This is a genomic window from Bacillus sp. EU55 (assembly GCF_038005925.1).
Lineage (GTDB): Bacteria > Bacillota > Bacilli > Bacillales > Bacillaceae > Bacillus > Bacillus velezensis.
On the sequence record NZ_JBBOUE010000001.1, the window covers coordinates 3,778,595 to 3,794,012 of the forward strand.

Consider the following 15,418-nt stretch of genomic DNA (forward strand, 5'->3'; position numbering starts at 1 on the left):
TTCACGGCCTGGTTTTTCATGTTTCCCAAAAAAGGAATTCCCAAAAATGAAAATAAATTGTAAGATAAAGAAAAAAGGAGTTTCATGATGTCGAATGCAATCGCTATTATAGGATGTTTAGCTTTTCTCTGCGCAGTCGGATACGGAATATTCCATCTCATATGCAAAGCGGCAAAAAAAGACAAACATTTTTCAAAAAAGCTGTTTTGGCCCCTGCTCATCGGCGGATTTATCCTGCTTCTGACCGGCGCCTCCCTCGCAGAGCCGGACGCCTCGGCCGTGAAGGCAGAGGAGAAATACAGCACCCTTGATACCGCTTATCAAAAATTGACGAAGGAACACCAGGCGCTTGAGAAAAAATATGAAAACATCAGTGCCGCGGCCGAAAAGGAGAAATCCGAAGCCGAAGCCGGCAATGAAGAAAAACTCAGCAAACTCAGCCAAGAGATAAGCGAGCTGAAAAAAACAAACAAATCACTCAAACAAGACAATGAGAAATTAAAAAATTCACAAAAGAAGCTCGAAAAGACCGCTGAAACGCTTCAGTCAGAAAATAAATCTTTAAAGCGGCAGAAAGCAGAAACAAAAACATCCGAAAACGCGGAAACGGCGCAAAACAACGCCCCTTCCTCCGGCGGACATGCCGAGACGAAAGCAGCCGGCACCTCACAGGGATGCGACATTAAAGGCAGCCGGAACGGCATTTATCACACGCCGGGAAGTACATACTACGACCGGACGACAGATCCCGCGGAAATGTTCTGTTCCGTAGAGGATGCGGTAGCGGCCGGATACAGAGCGCCGAAACGGTAAAAGAAAAAGACGTCAGAGACACTCTCTGACGTCTTTTTTTTACGGAAGCCGGATGCCGCCCGCATATTTATCCTTCCAATAAGCGCTTGTGTTCATATTTGTTATGGTAACGCCTGCGGACACGGTGACATGAATCACTTGTCCGTTCCCGATATAAATGGCCGGATTCAGGCTTTCCGCTTTAAAGAAGACCAGATCGCCGGGCTTCAGATCTTGTTTATCGACCGGAACGCCTGCCTGCATCTGCTTGTCCGCATAACGCGGCAGGCTGATTCCTTTCGCTTTTTGATAGATGTATTGAACAAATCCCGCCGTATCAAAGCCGGTTTCCGGTGAAACGCCGCCTTTCAGATAAGAAATTCCGATATGATCGGCCGCTGTGGACACAACGGGATTTTCTTTAGAAATGGCTAAATTGCTGAATCGGCGCACCCCCGTAAAATGTTTTTTCCAGTAATCTTCCGACAAGTAAGAAATGGTGACTTTTGCGGAGCGGCTTGCTTGGATGAACCTTCCCTCTCCCGCATAAATGCCCGCATGGGAAATTCCTTTTTTATACGTGTCGCTGAAATAAATCACGTCCCCGGGCTTTATGCCGCTCAGTTTGATTTTCTCACCGACCAGCCACTGCTGTTCCGCAGATCTCGGCAGGTAAATGTGAAGCTTGTTTTCAAAAACATATTGAACCAGCCCCGAACAGTCGAATCCCTCCTCGGGCGTGCTTCCGCCGAATACATACGGAATGTCGAGGTAACGGGCTGCCTCCTGAACGATCGGATCATCAGCCAGTTCCGGATCTTTTGTAATCCGCTTTGCGCCAAGATATAAATTCATCCAATAACTGCTTTTTTGAAAGCGTGTGACGGTTACGCCTTCAGACGGAGAACTGTGTATCATCTCTCCGTTTCCGATATAAAGACCGTCATGGACGGGCGCGTTTTGTGTTGAATCCGACTTTTTGAAAAACACAAGATCTCCCGGTGAAAGGTCATTTTCTTTGACGGCGGCTCCGACTTTCCATTGATCACTGACCGTTCTCGGCAGATGGATGTTCTGCCTGCTGAAAAGATAATGGATCAATCCGGACGGATCAAAACCGTCCTCAGGCTCTTCGCCTCCGTAAACATATTTATTTCCGACAAGTTTTTGCGCGTCTGAAACGATCAGGACAGAAACTTGAGAATCCGCTTCAGCAATTTCCGTTCTCGTCACTGCAGGTGCCACAAGACAAATCATAAGGCCGGCAAGGATGTACTTCCTCCAGCTTGTGAGCATGTTTTCTATTCACCCTCCTTATTTTTGGTAGTTTTTACATCGGTAACTTTTAACAAATGTTTAGGAGAGTACACAAAAAAAGAATGCCCGATATGGGCATTCTTTACTGGATTCGGAACAAACAATATGCCGGCAAGCGGAATCATGCGCTTATTTTGCGCCCGCTGTGTCCTCTTGCTGAATTTTTTGCATTTCCGTGTCAATTTTTTGTTTTTCCTGATCTGTGAGCTGATCATTGTATTTAAACGCTGACATAAACATAAAGACCATAATGATCGCGGCAAACGGCCATCCCGCTTTAATGATTTTCATTTGTTTTTCACTCCGCTTTCTTTTTTAAGATATCGCTGTGATCCACATCAAACGTTAATTTTCCATCCTTGACGCTCCACTTGAAATTCGATTCTTTCGTCAGTTCACGTACGATCGTTTTATGATTGATGCTGCCTTTTTTAACCGGTGCAGGCGTTGCTTCATGAATATTCATCGGCGTGACTTCAAAGCGTCCCGTGCCGTTTTTCTGCAGATGATATTGAACAAGCGCCGTGTCTCTCGTTCTTGTCCACCCCTGGTCGAATACGAAGTTGCCCAGGCTGTAGAAAATAACGGTGCCGTGGTACATTTCGATCGGTTCCAGCACATGCGGATGGTGTCCGACGATAATATCCGCTCCGGCATCTGACATTGCTCTTGCCAATTGGCGCTGTCTGTCATTCGGATCATTATCGTATTCCTGTCCCCAGTGTGTTTGAACAATGACAAGATCGGCTTTCTTTTTGGCTTTAGAAATCATCGGAATAAACAGCTCTGGATCGGCCGGAAGCACACCCGGCGCATTTCGTTTCGCTGCAAAGCCTTTTCCGGAAACATCAGTGAAACCCAGTGTTGCGATTTTGATTCCGTTTACATCTTGATACGAAATGTTCTGCTCGGCTTCCTTCAGCGTGAGGCCCGCGCCGACAAGTTCAAGATTTTGCTTTGAAAACTCTTCAACCGTATCCCGCATTCCTTGAGGGCCGTAATCCATCGCATGGTTGTTGGCTGCCGTGAGAACGGTGAAATTCATGTCCTTCAATACTTTTACGGCATCTTTGTTTGACTGAAGGTGGATATTTTTTTCTGCTTCTTTGTAGTTCTTTTTATATGTAACCGGGTTTTCAAAGTTCCCCGACACATAGTCGGATGCTTCGAAGAATGGCTTTGCGTAACGGAAGACACTCTCCGTGCCTTTATGCTTTATCACTTTCTCGACATTCCGGCCCATCATAATATCTCCGACGAATGAGGCTGATACAAGGTCATCGGCATTTCTTTTCACACTCGGCGTTTCCGCCTTCCCTGTCAGGATGCAGACGAACATCAGGCAAAAGACGATCGGCAGCGCGATAAAAACGTGAAGATTGGTCTTCTTTTTCTGCTGTTTGGTCAGCTTCAGCAGTTTTTCTTGAAAGCTTAATTGTTTTTTCATCGTTTGACACACCTTACATTAGATTAAGTAGTAAGCAAACATAATGGCAAAAGTTGCGCCGCTTAAGAACAGCGTGCTGGCAAATGTAATCGTTAATCCCTGTTTCTGAATGGTATTGGCGATCAGACCCGGTACGATGATACCGATTCCGCGGAATTCTGATATCTCAAACGGTACGATCGGGTAAAGGAAATCAAGGGCGATTTTTAAGCAGATTCCCGTTATCAGCATAGCTGCGAACTTTCTGCGTCCGTACAAAATCATAAATCTGGATAAACCGTATTTGACGATCACGTATGTAAGAAGACTCACTAACAATACGAGTAAAATAAAGACCGGCTGGTTAAAAACGAGCCCTAAATAACCCGGCACGACTAAACCGGCAGGTACGATACCTGTTTTTTCCGCGAAAATTAAACTGATTAACACGCCTAAAATAAGTGAGATGTATAAATCTGATCCGAACATTTATCCTTTTCCTCCTAGCTAACGAGCTGTTTCACCTTATACTCTTGAATTTTTTCAATTAATGGTTCCGCTGAACCGTGGATATTGCCGACGCCATATATGACACGGTTTTGCATTCTTGTTTTCAGCACGTCCATGATTTCGTCTGTTGATTTATATTCCAGATCGTGCAGTGTATCGGCAGGAATCTTGCCTTCTTCATAAGCTCTGACGATCGGTTCTGTCGTCTCGCCGATGAGTATGAGTTCCTTCGTTTTAATGTACGGAAGCACGTCGTTTGCGAACTGAATCGTTCTGTCCACACGGTCGGCGCGGCAGTTCATGATAACGATAGGTTCATCTGTCGGGTAGCCGATTTCCTTTACACGTTTCCATATATTCAAAGTAGAAGATGCATCATTTGCGGCAAAGCCGTTTACGAAATGACCGGGCTCCTTCGTGCTGAGCAGCGGCAGGATTCTCATGGCGCCAGGATCAGGCGGCGCATTCAGCATTCCTTTAAACGCCGTTTCTTCATCTATCCCAAGAGCCTGGGCAACGCCGAGCGCAAGGGAAGCGTTATCAGGAAAGACCATATATTCAAATTTTCGAAGGTATTCATCTGTAATTTTAGAGTTATCCGCAATAATGACCTCGGTATTCCGCTCTGCGGCTTTTTCTTTAAAGAAGTCTGTGTATTCACTGTCTGTAATGACAAGGTGACCGTTATACGGTATCGTCGCGGTAAAAGCTTCAGCGATTTCATCAAGCGTCGGCCCCATGACGTCCATATGGTCTTCAAGCACATTCACGATGACGCCGATGTTGGCTTGAAGGAGTTCTTCCTGAAAGATAATCTGATAATCCGGGTTTACCGCCATACATTCACTGACAATGGCATTGGCGCCCCGTTCTACGGTTTCCTTCATTACTTCTTTTTGCTCGCCGATATTCGGGCCCTGCGGTTTCCGTTTGATCGGTTTCTCCTCAGGTGTATCCCAATAGATCATCCTTGCATCTGTTCCCGTCGTCTTTCCGACTGTTTTGTAGCCCGCCTCCATCAGTATTCCGGTCGTCAGCCTTGTTACGGTTGACTTTCCGCGGATACCATTAATATTGACGCGTACTGGCAGAGCATCGATATTCTTCTGATGCCGCCTTTTTTCAATGATTCCGATGATTAGTACGGCAGCACAGGCTATAATGAGTAACCACATTGATTTTTGACATCTCCTTCTGTATTGATAAATTCATTCATCAGTATATAGCTTCACTATGAATTCTCAATCGGCATTATGTAACATAATCTTCCCGCTTTCACTGAGCCAAACTTCTCTATTAGTGACGCTATTCTTCCTATGATCGAATTGCTTTTTTTGGGAATAGGCAGGACTTCAACCTTACTTCAATTTTTCAAAAGAAAAATGAATGCGTTTACATTTCCGCACAGAAATTCATTTGGACCAATGGGACTATACGCGTTCCGGAAGAAAAAGATGTAATGATAATCCATCTTTTACAGCCTGTTATATCAGCGTTTTCCGCACTGCGCATACGTTTCGGGACTCTATGTCCGCTGTGTGCAGACTGCCTGTTTTGTTAAGGATAAGGTCTTAAAGTCATTCATTTTTCCCCCGTATCCTGCTTTCAGTCCCATTCCAAAATAACTAGCGGAATGACTGGTACGTGACAGAAAAAGACGGGTCCGGAGTGTTTACAAGAAATACACATTTTATATGCGGAAAGCCTATCTCCTTTTAAAGCATTTACAGGACATTTATCACTCTTTTGAAATAATTTTAATAAATCTTTATATTCGTTCAAGAAATATTCATCCATAATTGTGAAGTTCTTGGTAAAACATCGAGAAACTCCTCTATTTTATAAAATGCATAAAAAAGGAATACCAGCTGAAAACTACAGATAACCGGGAAAGGAGGCGGTCTGATGTCTGCGGATAAACAAAACAAACGGATTCCCGGCGATTTTGAATCGGCTGTACGGGAAATGCAGGAGCTGATGTGTGTTTGCGGCGATTTTAAAATACGAAGGATCAAACTGCAGGACCGTCATACCGCTTTCTTTTATATTGAACAAATGATAGAAGAACAGAAGCTGAATGAGTTTCTGTTAAGCGACACCCTGCAGAACGGCCCGCTTGAGGAAACGATGAATGCCGTCAGCAGTGCGGAAACGGATGAAACCAGAAAACTCATTGACGGGATTTTGGCAGGCCAGGTTGTTTTTCTCAGCGATGCGTCAAGGAAAGCGAAGCTGTTTTCCGTCGGGCAGAATCCGCTGCGTTCCATTATGGAACCCGAATCTGAAAGTATCGTCCGCGGCGCCCATGACGGGTTTGTGGAAAGTTTGGAAACGAACATTCATCAGCTGCGGTTTCACATACAGGACCGCCATCTCTCCGTTCATTATATGGATATCGGGGAAAGAGCCAAATCAAAGGTTGCGGTTATCTTTGTTGAGAATATCGCCAATCCGGAGATTGTGGAGGAAGTGAAGCGGCGCCTGTCATACCTGCGTATAGACAGCGTGCTTGCGCCCGGAATTATCGAGGAATCAATAGAAGATAATTCGTTTTCCATTTTTCCGCAGATCGTTCATACGGAACGGCCGGATAAAGCAAAAGCATGCGTGATGGAAGGCTGTGTGCTGATCATGATGGATGGGAGCCCGTCGGCCTTGATTGCCCCGATCACGTTCTTTTCTTTTTTTCAATCGCCGGATGACTACAGCACGAGGTGGATTTCCGCCAGTTTTTTAAGAGTGCTGAGATTTTTCGCCTTTATGATCGCGATTACGCTGCCCGCTTTTTATATCGCGCTGATTGCGTTTCATTTTGAAGTCATTCCCAACGATCTGATTATCACCATGAAAAATTCGATTGTTGATATTCCCTTCCCTCCGCTGATAGAAGCCATGATTATGGAGATTACGATTGAACTGATCCGCGAAGCCGGTATCAGGCTGCCGAAACCGATCAGTCAGACGATCGGCATTGTCGGCGGTCTCGTGATCGGTGACGCAGTCGTTCAGGCGGGACTCATTTCTAATATGATGATCATCGTCGTAGCCGTTACGGCCGTTTCTTCTTTTGTGCTTCCTTCATATGAAATGAGCACCTCCATCCGAACGCTCAGATTTCCGCTTATGTTTCTGGCATCCTCGTTCGGTTTTATCGGCATCGCACTCGGCTTCGGGCTTATTCTGATGAACCTGTGCAAGCTTGAATCACTCGGCGTTCCTTATTTATCATCGCTGACGCCGTTTCATTTCAGTGACTTGAAGGATGCATTTATCCGGCTGCCGGCTTGGTTTATTAAAAGAAGGCCTTTTTATTTGAGACCGCAAGACTCAAAGCAGATGAAACATGTTCGGGGGTGGAGAAAAGATGAAGCCTAAAAAAATAAGCCCGCTTCAAGGCGTGTTTTTCATTAATCAGACGCAGATCAGCATCGGCATTTTGGCGCTGCCCCATTTACTGATGATGAAATCGGGAAGCAGCGGATGGATTTCCATTCTGCTTACCGGATTGCTCGTCCAGCTTACATTCAGCCTGTATATGATATTATTTCACCGGTTTCCGAAGCTGAACCTGTACGAAATGCTGGAGGAGGTGTTCGGAACACTTGCCGGCAAAGGGATGCAGGTGCTGTATATTTTATATTTCGCGTTTCTCTGCACGCTCATTCTTTCTGTATTTACACGGATATTGGATATCTGGGTGCTCCCGCAGACTCCGAATTGGGTGGTCAGCTTAATGCTGATCCTCGGCTCTGTCTATATCGCCCAGGCCCCGCTGAATGCGATCGCCAGGTTCAGCTTTATCTTAACGCCGTTTTTGCTGCTGATCTCTCTGCCGATTTTATACACGCTGGGAAAAGCCGATATCACATACATTATGCCGATTTTTCACGGAACCGCAAAAGACATGCTGACCGGGGTGCAGCAAACACTTGTCAGCATTACCGGCTTTCAGGCGGCGCTCGTAATCGGGCCCCTTATCAACTGCACCGTCAGCCAGCGCTACAAAATACTGACGATTTCAAACATCTTGATTATCCTTTATTACCTGTATATCACCCTTACTTGCTTTGTCACAATCAGCCCCGAAGAAATAAAAATAATCCCGGAGCCTGTGCTGTACCTGTTAAAAACCGTTTCATTCAGAATTATCGAACGGACGGATCTGCTCTTTTTGACGTTTTGGTTCGTGACCGTCTTTTCAACGCTGGCCAACGTGTTTTACTTGGCAAGCACCGGCATCGCCAAGCTGTTCAATCAAAAAGACCACAGCCGGTTTGTTTATCCGCTGGCCCTGCTCGTCTTCCTTCTGTCTATTTGGGCCACAAGCACGGATAAAACGATACAGCAGCTGGATCAGTTTTTCCGCATTTCCGATATTGTGTTTGTGTATTTGTTTCCGTTGTTTATGGTATTGATTGTCCTTGTACGCAAAAAGGGTGTCCGCCATGCGCATTAAAAAAGCGGTTCTTATCAGTCTCATGTGCGCAAGCCTGACACTTGCGGGCTGCTGGGATCAAAATTTGCTGAAAGATATTTCTCTCGTGCTGACCGCAAGCCTTGATGTTGATCAGGACGGTAAAAATAAAATCGGCATCACCTATCGGAAGGTTCAGTCCTCCCAGGCGGAACAGGAAACGGGCGGCTCATTCATTACGACGGTGCTCAGCGCTTCCGGGCACACCATCCGTGAAGCGCGGTTTCAATTGGATAAGCTTGTCGATCAGCGCATTGACACGTCCAAGCAAAGAGTCTTATTAATCGGTGAGAAAATGGCGGAAAAACCGCTTTTTCCTTATCTCGATGTCTTCTACAGAGATCCGAAAAGCCCGCTTCTCGCTCATCCGGCGGTTGTAAAAGACGGCGAGGCGATTGAAGTGCTGAAGCTGATCGTCCGGCAGAAATTGATCGTCAGCAAGTATTTAACGAATTTATTAACAAGCGCTAATGCGGAATCAAATATCAGCATGGAGAATTTGCAATCCATCCGTTCAAGCATGCTGACGGCTGATAAGGATTTCGCCCTTCCTTATTTATCGATTAACGGACAGACGATAAAGGTAGAGGGTTCTGCCCTGTTCAGCGGCCAGCGGAAAGTGACTGAGGTGCTCGGTCAGGATTCGACCCTCCTGACCCTTTTAAGCGGGCAATTTAATAAATCGGCTAATATTAATCTGAAGCTGTGGGACAAATACAAAATGGATATTGAAAATTATCTTTCTCTCGGCATCACGGATGCCACGCGAAAGATTGTATTTATAGATACAGATCCGCAGCATATAAAAGTGAAAATCCGTTTAAAACTGAATGCACGCGTCTTGGAATATCCAAAGGACAAGCTGAATTCTTATACGGCAATCGACCAAATAAACAAACAAGCCTCAGCAAATTTGAACAGCCAGGCCAGATCGGTGATCAGCCATATTCAGGAGCACAACTCGGATATCCTCGGCATCGGCCGGAACTATCAAACCCATTATTATGAGCGGGGCAAGCGGCTCAATTGGCGTGGGGTCTATCCTTCCATCGAGATAATCCCTGATATCAAAGTGGATATCTCACAAATCGGCATCGTGAACTAAAAGAGACCCCGGTCTCTTTTTTTGTTGCCAACCGAAATGATTCGTGTTACTCTTTTTATGTAAACGGTTACATGAATGAAGGAGGAGTGTTTGTTGGCAACGATTAAAGATGTCGCAGGCGCTGCCGGCGTCTCAGTTGCCACGGTTTCGCGTGTCCTCAATGACAACGGCTACGTGCATGAAGATACACGAACGAAGGTCATGCTTGCCATGGAGAAGCTGAATTATTATCCGAATGAAGTTGCCCGCTCTCTTTATAAAAGAGAATCCAGACTGGTCGGGCTTTTGCTTCCGGATATTACGAATCCCTTTTTCCCTCAGCTTGCCCGCGGGGCTGAAGACGAGTTGCAGCGGGAAGGATACCGGCTGATCATCGGCAACAGCGATGAAGAATTGGAAAAAGAACTCGACTACCTGCAAACATTTAAACAAAATCAAGTTGCAGGTATTTTGGCGGCCACCCATTACCCCGATCTTCCCGAATACAGCGGCAGCCTTTACCCGGTCGTATTTCTGGACCGGACAAAAGAAGGCGCCCCATCCGTATTCAGTGACGGACGGGCAGGCGGAAAACGGGCGGCTGAGGAAATGCTTCGCGGCAAAAGCACAAGCATCACGCTTGTCAAAGGCCCAGCCCACCTTCCGACCGCTCAGGAACGTTTTAACGGCGCACTTGATGTGCTGCAAAAAGCGGGCGCGCAGTTCAATGTCATCTCCGCCGCTTCATTTTCCATCAAGGATGCCGCCATTTTAGCAGAAGAATTGTTTGCAGCATACCCTGAAACCGACGGAGTCATTGCCAGCAACGACATTGCGGCGGCTGCCGTCCTCCATGAGGCGCTGCGGCTCGGCAAAAAAGTTCCGGAGGAGATTCAGATCATCGGATACGACGATATTCCGCAGAGCAGGCTTTTGTTTCCGCCTCTTTCAACCATCCGCCAGCCTTCATATGAGATGGGAAAACAAGCGGCAAACCTGCTGCTGCAATTGATAAAGAAAGAGCCGCCGAAAGAGACTGCCATTCAAATGCCCGTGACTTACATAAGAAGACAAACGACGAGAAAGGATGATCACCATGAGTGAAATTTGTGTTATCGGAAGCTGTTCTATGGATCTGGTCGTCACATCCGATCGGCGCCCGAAAGCCGGAGAAACCGTACTGGGCACAGACTTTCAAACCGTGCCCGGGGGAAAAGGCGCAAATCAGGCCGTAGCCGCTTCCCGCCTGGGCGCAAACGTATATATGGTAGGAAAAGCAGGCAATGACGGCTACGGAAAAGCGATTATTGAAAACCTGAAGGCAAACGGTGTCAATACGGACTACATGGAAACGGTTACACATAAAAAAAGCGGAACGGCTCATATTGTGCTCGCAGAAGGAGACAACAGCATCGTCGTCGTAAAAGGCGCAAACGATGACATCTCCCCCGCTGATGCCAAAAGCGCGCTCGCGAAACTTCCCGGCATTGATATCGTGCTGATCCAGCAGGAGATCCCCGAAGAAACCGTTGAAGAAGTGTGCAGCTACTGCCGCGAGCATCAAATTCCGGTGATCCTTAATCCAGCGCCGGCCCGTCCGCTGAAACAATCAACGATTGAGGATGCCGCTTATCTTACGCCGAACGAACATGAAGCAGCCATTTTATTTCCTGGCCGGACGAAAGAAGAGGCGCTAGCCCGATATCCCGGCAAACTGTTCATTACCGAAGGGAAACAAGGCGTGCGGTATTCTGACGGCACTGCAGAGAGACTCGTTCCCGCCTTCCCTGTGGAAGCGGTCGACACGACGGGAGCCGGTGATACTTTTAACGCGGCACTTGCCGTCGCACTTGCGGAAGGACAGGACATCGAACAAGCGCTTCTGTTTGCCAACCGCGCAGCCTCCCTGTCCGTGCAGCATTTCGGCGCCCAGGGCGGTATGCCGGATAGAAAAGCAGTCGAGGAGTTGCTGTCATGAAGAAACACGGAATGTTAAACAGCCACATTGACAAAGTATTAGCCGATCTCGGGCATACAGACCTCATCGCGATCGCCGATGCGGGTCTCCCCGTCCCAGACGGTGTCCCTAAAATTGATTTGTCCTTAACGGCGGGCGTTCCCGCCTTTCAGGACGTGACCAGCCTGGTAGCCGGGGAGATGGCAGTCGAAAAGGTGATAGCCGCTTCCGAGATCAAAGACGCCAATCCTGAGAATGCAAGTTTCATAGAAAGCCATTTCTCAGCGCAGACGATCGAGTACATGTCCCACGAGGAATTCAAACGGCTCATACAGAAAGCAAAAGCCGTCATCCGAACGGGTGAAATGACACCATACGCCAACTGCATCCTGCAGGCGGGTGTGATTTTCTAGAAAGAAGGGATCCAGCATGCACATCAGCATGACAGACATTCATAAAGCATTCGGGAAAAATCAAGTGCTCTCCGGCGTCTCATTTGGGCTTCTGCCGGGAGAAATCCACGCTTTAATGGGAGAAAACGGAGCGGGCAAATCGACGTTAATGAACCTGCTCACCGGGCTGCACCGCCTCGATAAGGGAAACATTACGATAAACGGAACAAATATGACCTTCTCCAATCCAAAAGAAGCCGAAAAGCACGGAATCGCCTTTATCCATCAGGAGCTGAATATATGGCCGGACATGACGGTGCTTGAAAACCTCTTTATCGGCAAAGAGCTGACGACGGCATGGAAACGAAGAAAATGAAAGCGCTAGCAAAATCACAACTTGAAAAACTGGGAGTCTCTCTGCCTCTTGACCGGGAAGCCGGACAATGTTCCGTCGGCCAGCAGCAGATGATTGAGATTGCTAAAGCGCTGATGACAAACGCCGAAGTCATCATTATGGACGAACCGACCGCGGCGCTGACCGAACGGGAAATCAGCAAGCTGTTTGACGTAATGACGGCGTTAAAGCAAGACGGCGTTTCAATCGTCTATATATCGCACCGAATGGAAGAGATATTTTCAATTTGCGACCGGATCACCATTATGCGGGACGGCCTCACTGTCGATACGGCGCATTTGAAAGATACTAATTTTGATGAAGTGGTCAAAAAAATGGTCGGCCGGGAGCTGACTGATCGGTATCCGACACGCACGCCGTCACTCGGCGATAAGGTGCTCGAAGTGAAAAACGCCTCAAAAAAAGGAAGCTTTTCACAGGTCAGTTTCCATGTGCGCGCCGGAGAAATCCTTGGTGTTTCCGGCTTAATGGGTGCCGGACGGACAGAAATCATGAGAGCGCTGTTTGGAATTGACCGGCTCGATTCCGGAGAGATCTGGATTTCCGGCCGAAAAATCGGCATTCGGGGTCCGGCTGATGCCATCCGCAAGGGACTCGGCCTGATTACAGAAAACCGGAAAGATGAAGGACTGCTTCTGGATACGTCCATTCGTGAAAACATCTCATTGCCGAACCTGACCAGTTTCTCTCCGAAAGGCATCATTGACCGAAAACGCGAGGCGGAGTTCGTCGAGCTGCTGATCAAGCGGCTGACCATTAAGACCGCGTCTCCGGAAACCGCCGCGCGGCATCTATCCGGAGGAAATCAGCAAAAAGTTGTTCTCGCCAAATGGATCGGAATCGGCCCAAAAGTTCTCATCCTCGATGAACCGACAAGAGGCGTCGACGTAGGTGCGAAACGGGAGATCTATTCATTAATGAATGAGCTGACCGACCGAGGCGTCGCCATCATCATGGTTTCTTCCGAGCTGCCGGAAATTCTCGGCATGAGTGACAGAATCATCGTCGTCCATGAAGGACGCATCAATGGAGAAATCAATGCGGCCGGCGCAACACAAGAACACATCATGACACTTGCCACGGGAGGGCAGCAGAATGAAAACTGAACCAATGACATCAACTGAACAACAGCGTTTTTCCATTCATACCTTTACGCAAAAACTCGGACCGTTTCTCGGCTTACTGATTCTTGTGCTGATCGTTTCCGTTTTAAACCCGAGTTTTCTTGAGCCGCTCAATATTCTCAATCTTCTTCGGCAGGTTGCGATTAATGCGCTGATCGCTTTCGGAATGACGTTTGTCATTTTAACGGGAGGCATTGATCTCTCTGTCGGAGCCATCCTCGCCTTATCGAGCGCATTGCTCGCCGGTATGATGGTATCAGGCATCGACCCGATCTTAGCCGTTATCATCGGCTGCGCGATCGGCGCCGTACTCGGCATGATAAACGGATTATTAATCACAAAAGGAAAAATGGCGCCGTTTATCGCCACTTTGGCGACAATGACGGTCTTTCGCGGACTGACCCTCGTCTATACAGACGGAAATCCGATTACGGGACTCGGTACAAATGATGCGTTTCAATTATTCGGGCGCGGTTATTTTCTCGGCATCCCCGTACCCGCCATTACCATGCTGATTGCATTTGCGGCCCTATGGGTTCTTCTGCACAAAACACCGTTCGGCCGCCGGACATACGCCATCGGCGGCAATGAGAAAGCGGCGCTGATTTCCGGTATCAAAGTGCCCCGCATCAAGATCATGATCTATTCTCTGACAGGTTTATTATCGGCGCTGGCCGGAGCGATTCTGACATCACGCTTAAATTCCGCACAGCCGACGGCCGGGGAATCATACGAGCTGGACGCCATCGCAGCGGTTGTACTCGGCGGAACGAGCCTGTCCGGCGGACGGGGACGCATCATCGGTACGCTGATCGGGGTTTTGATTATCGGAACGCTGAACAACGGCTTGAACCTTCTCGGCGTATCGTCTTTTTATCAGCTCGTCGTCAAAGGAATCGTCATTTTAATTGCGGTGCTGCTGGACCGCAAAAAATCGGCATAGTAGGAGGATCATGATGAAGAAGGCCATCATCGCGATTGCGGCATTATCACTGTTTTTGCTGTCCGCCTGTTCACTTGAACCGCCCCAATGGGCAAAACCGTCAAACACCAAACATAAAAAAGAATTCACACTCGGACTTTCCGTCTCCACTTTGAACAACCCGTTCTTCGTTTCATTAAAAGACGGCGTGATAAAAGAAGCCAAAAAACGGGGCATGAAGGTCATCATTGTCGATGCCCAAAACGATTCATCAAAACAGTCGAATGACGTAGAAGACCTGATCCAGCAGGGAGTCGATGCGCTGCTGATCAATCCGACCGATTCATCAGCGATTTCAACCGCCGTCGAATCTGCAAATTCCCTCGGCATTCCCGTCATTGCGCTTGATCGTTCAGCCGAACACGGCAAAGTCGAAACGCTTGTCGCTTCTGACAATGTCAAAGGAGGAGAAATGGCGGCCGGCTACCTCGCCGATCAGCTCGGAAAAGGCGCTAAAGTCGCGGAATTACAGGGAGTTCCGGGCGCATCCGCGACCCGGGAACGCGGTACGGGCTTTCATCATATCGCTGACAAAAAGCTGGATGTCGTAACGAAGCAAGCGGCGGATTTCGACCGTACAAAAGGATTGACCGTCATGGAAAACCTGCTTCAGGGCCATCCTGACATCAAAGCCGTGTTCGCCCATAATGATGAAATGGCGCTCGGTGCGCTCGAAGCGATCAACAGCTCGGGCAAACACATTCTGGTTGTCGGTTTTGACGGAAATAAGGATGCGATTTCCTCCATTAAAAACGGGAAGCTGACAGCCACGGTCGCCCAGCAGCCGGAGCTGATCGGAAAACTGGCGGCGGAAGCGGCGGAACAAGTGCTGAAAGGAGAAAAAATCAAAAAAACCATTTCCGCCCCATTGAAACTTCAAACGCAAAAGTAACCGTCCGATGTTTAGATTTCCGGAAAAACGTGAAAAGAAGATGTAAAAGGAGA

General features: G+C 47.8%; 14 protein-coding genes and 1 pseudogene. 10 read left to right on the forward strand and 5 right to left on the reverse strand.

Going from position 1 to position 15,418, the window contains the following annotated elements; genetic code table 11:
- Nucleotides 1–87: 87 nt before the first annotated feature.
- Nucleotides 88–813, forward strand: a complete 726-nt coding sequence (locus NYE50_RS19260; protein WP_038461639.1) for a sunset domain-containing protein — start codon at nt 88–90, stop codon at nt 811–813.
- A 39-nt stretch (nt 814–852) separates the two neighbouring features.
- Here the strand turns inward: NYE50_RS19260 and NYE50_RS19265 are convergent, their stop codons facing one another.
- The 5 genes from NYE50_RS19265 to pgsB all read right to left on the reverse strand — a co-directional run bounded on the left by NYE50_RS19265 (nt 853) and on the right by pgsB (nt 5,220).
- Nucleotides 853–2,088 (reverse strand): C40 family peptidase, encoded by a 1,236-nt coding sequence (locus tag NYE50_RS19265; protein ID WP_159354666.1) that lies wholly within the window; start codon nt 2,086–2,088, stop codon nt 853–855.
- A 150-nt stretch (nt 2,089–2,238) separates the two neighbouring features.
- Complete coding sequence (locus NYE50_RS19270) at nt 2,239–2,400, reverse strand: hypothetical protein (RefSeq protein ID WP_003151344.1); 162 nt, start codon at nt 2,398–2,400, stop codon at nt 2,239–2,241.
- Nucleotides 2,401–2,407: 7 nt separating this feature from the next.
- Nucleotides 2,408–3,556 (reverse strand): CapA family protein, encoded by a 1,149-nt coding sequence (locus tag NYE50_RS19275; protein ID WP_159354667.1) that lies wholly within the window; start codon nt 3,554–3,556, stop codon nt 2,408–2,410.
- 18 nt (nt 3,557–3,574) lie between these two features.
- Nucleotides 3,575–4,024: a poly-gamma-glutamate biosynthesis protein PgsC gene (pgsC, locus tag NYE50_RS19280; protein ID WP_003151340.1), complete on the reverse strand. Its 450-nt coding sequence runs from the start codon at nt 4,022–4,024 to the stop codon at nt 3,575–3,577.
- Between the two features lie 14 nt (nt 4,025–4,038).
- Nucleotides 4,039–5,220: a poly-gamma-glutamate synthase PgsB gene (gene pgsB / locus NYE50_RS19285; protein ID WP_003151337.1), complete on the reverse strand. Its 1,182-nt coding sequence runs from the start codon at nt 5,218–5,220 to the stop codon at nt 4,039–4,041.
- Between the two features lie 730 nt (nt 5,221–5,950).
- Here pgsB and NYE50_RS19290 point away from each other — a divergent pair.
- The 9 genes and pseudogenes from NYE50_RS19290 (at nt 5,951) to rbsB (ending at nt 15,365) form a co-directional block, all read left to right on the forward strand.
- Complete coding sequence (locus NYE50_RS19290; RefSeq protein ID WP_159354668.1) at nt 5,951–7,420, forward strand: spore germination protein; 1,470 nt, start codon at nt 5,951–5,953, stop codon at nt 7,418–7,420.
- Nucleotides 7,410–8,501, forward strand: coding sequence for a GerAB/ArcD/ProY family transporter (locus NYE50_RS19295; RefSeq protein ID WP_159354669.1), 1,092 nt, complete (start codon nt 7,410–7,412; stop codon nt 8,499–8,501). Before NYE50_RS19290 ends, NYE50_RS19295 begins: the two co-directional genes overlap by 11 nt.
- Complete coding sequence (locus NYE50_RS19300; RefSeq protein WP_159354670.1) at nt 8,491–9,624, forward strand: Ger(x)C family spore germination protein; 1,134 nt, start codon at nt 8,491–8,493, stop codon at nt 9,622–9,624. Before NYE50_RS19295 ends, NYE50_RS19300 begins: the two co-directional genes overlap by 11 nt.
- Before the next feature lie 93 nt (nt 9,625–9,717).
- Entirely contained in the window at nt 9,718–10,707 is a 990-nt protein-coding gene (locus NYE50_RS19305) for a LacI family DNA-binding transcriptional regulator (protein ID WP_159354671.1), read from the forward strand.
- Complete coding sequence (gene rbsK, locus NYE50_RS19310; RefSeq protein WP_159354672.1) at nt 10,700–11,581, forward strand: ribokinase; 882 nt, start codon at nt 10,700–10,702, stop codon at nt 11,579–11,581. Before NYE50_RS19305 ends, rbsK begins: the two co-directional genes overlap by 8 nt.
- Nucleotides 11,578–11,973 carry a D-ribose pyranase gene (gene rbsD / locus NYE50_RS19315; RefSeq protein ID WP_159354673.1) on the forward strand — a complete coding sequence of 132 codons (396 nt, stop codon included), beginning with the start codon at nt 11,578–11,580 and terminating at the stop codon, nt 11,971–11,973. The genes rbsK and rbsD overlap by 4 nt, the downstream gene beginning before the upstream one ends.
- Nucleotides 11,974–11,989: 16 nt before the next feature.
- Nucleotides 11,990–13,473 (forward strand): annotated as a pseudogene (locus tag NYE50_RS19320) (sugar ABC transporter ATP-binding protein).
- The gene (gene rbsC / locus NYE50_RS19325; RefSeq protein WP_159354674.1) at nt 13,463–14,434 is read left to right on the forward strand and encodes a ribose ABC transporter permease RbsC; all 972 of its coding nucleotides are present in this window, start codon (nt 13,463–13,465) and stop codon (nt 14,432–14,434) included. The pseudogene NYE50_RS19320 and the gene rbsC overlap by 11 nt, the downstream one beginning before the upstream one ends.
- A 13-nt stretch (nt 14,435–14,447) precedes the next feature.
- A complete protein-coding gene (gene rbsB, locus NYE50_RS19330; protein ID WP_159354675.1) occupies nt 14,448–15,365 on the forward strand; it encodes a ribose ABC transporter substrate-binding protein RbsB in 918 nt (305 codons plus the stop codon).
- Nucleotides 15,366–15,418 lie beyond the last annotated feature (53 nt).

Bases quoted from the DNA above. Each gene is read 5' to 3' on its own strand.
- NYE50_RS19290 (WP_159354668.1), top strand. From the start codon at position 5,951: ATGTCTGCGGATAAACAAAACAAACGGATTCCCGGCGATTTTGAATCG.
- rbsK (WP_159354672.1), top strand. From the start codon at position 10,700: ATGAGTGAAATTTGTGTTATCGGAAGCTGTTCTATGGATCTGGTCGTC.
- NYE50_RS19300 (WP_159354670.1), top strand. From the start codon at position 8,491: ATGCGCATTAAAAAAGCGGTTCTTATCAGTCTCATGTGCGCAAGCCTG.
- rbsC (WP_159354674.1), top strand. From the start codon at position 13,463: ATGAAAACTGAACCAATGACATCAACTGAACAACAGCGTTTTTCCATT.
- NYE50_RS19270 (WP_003151344.1), bottom strand. From the start codon at position 2,400: ATGAAAATCATTAAAGCGGGATGGCCGTTTGCCGCGATCATTATGGTC.
- pgsB (WP_003151337.1), bottom strand. From the start codon at position 5,220: ATGTGGTTACTCATTATAGCCTGTGCTGCCGTACTAATCATCGGAATC.
- NYE50_RS19275 (WP_159354667.1), bottom strand. From the start codon at position 3,556: ATGAAAAAACAATTAAGCTTTCAAGAAAAACTGCTGAAGCTGACCAAA.
- pgsC (WP_003151340.1), bottom strand. From the start codon at position 4,024: ATGTTCGGATCAGATTTATACATCTCACTTATTTTAGGCGTGTTAATC.
- NYE50_RS19260 (WP_038461639.1), top strand. From the start codon at position 88: ATGTCGAATGCAATCGCTATTATAGGATGTTTAGCTTTTCTCTGCGCA.
- rbsB (WP_159354675.1), top strand. From the start codon at position 14,448: ATGAAGAAGGCCATCATCGCGATTGCGGCATTATCACTGTTTTTGCTG.
- NYE50_RS19265 (WP_159354666.1), bottom strand. From the start codon at position 2,088: ATGCTCACAAGCTGGAGGAAGTACATCCTTGCCGGCCTTATGATTTGT.
- rbsD (WP_159354673.1), top strand. From the start codon at position 11,578: ATGAAGAAACACGGAATGTTAAACAGCCACATTGACAAAGTATTAGCC.
- NYE50_RS19295 (WP_159354669.1), top strand. From the start codon at position 7,410: ATGAAGCCTAAAAAAATAAGCCCGCTTCAAGGCGTGTTTTTCATTAAT.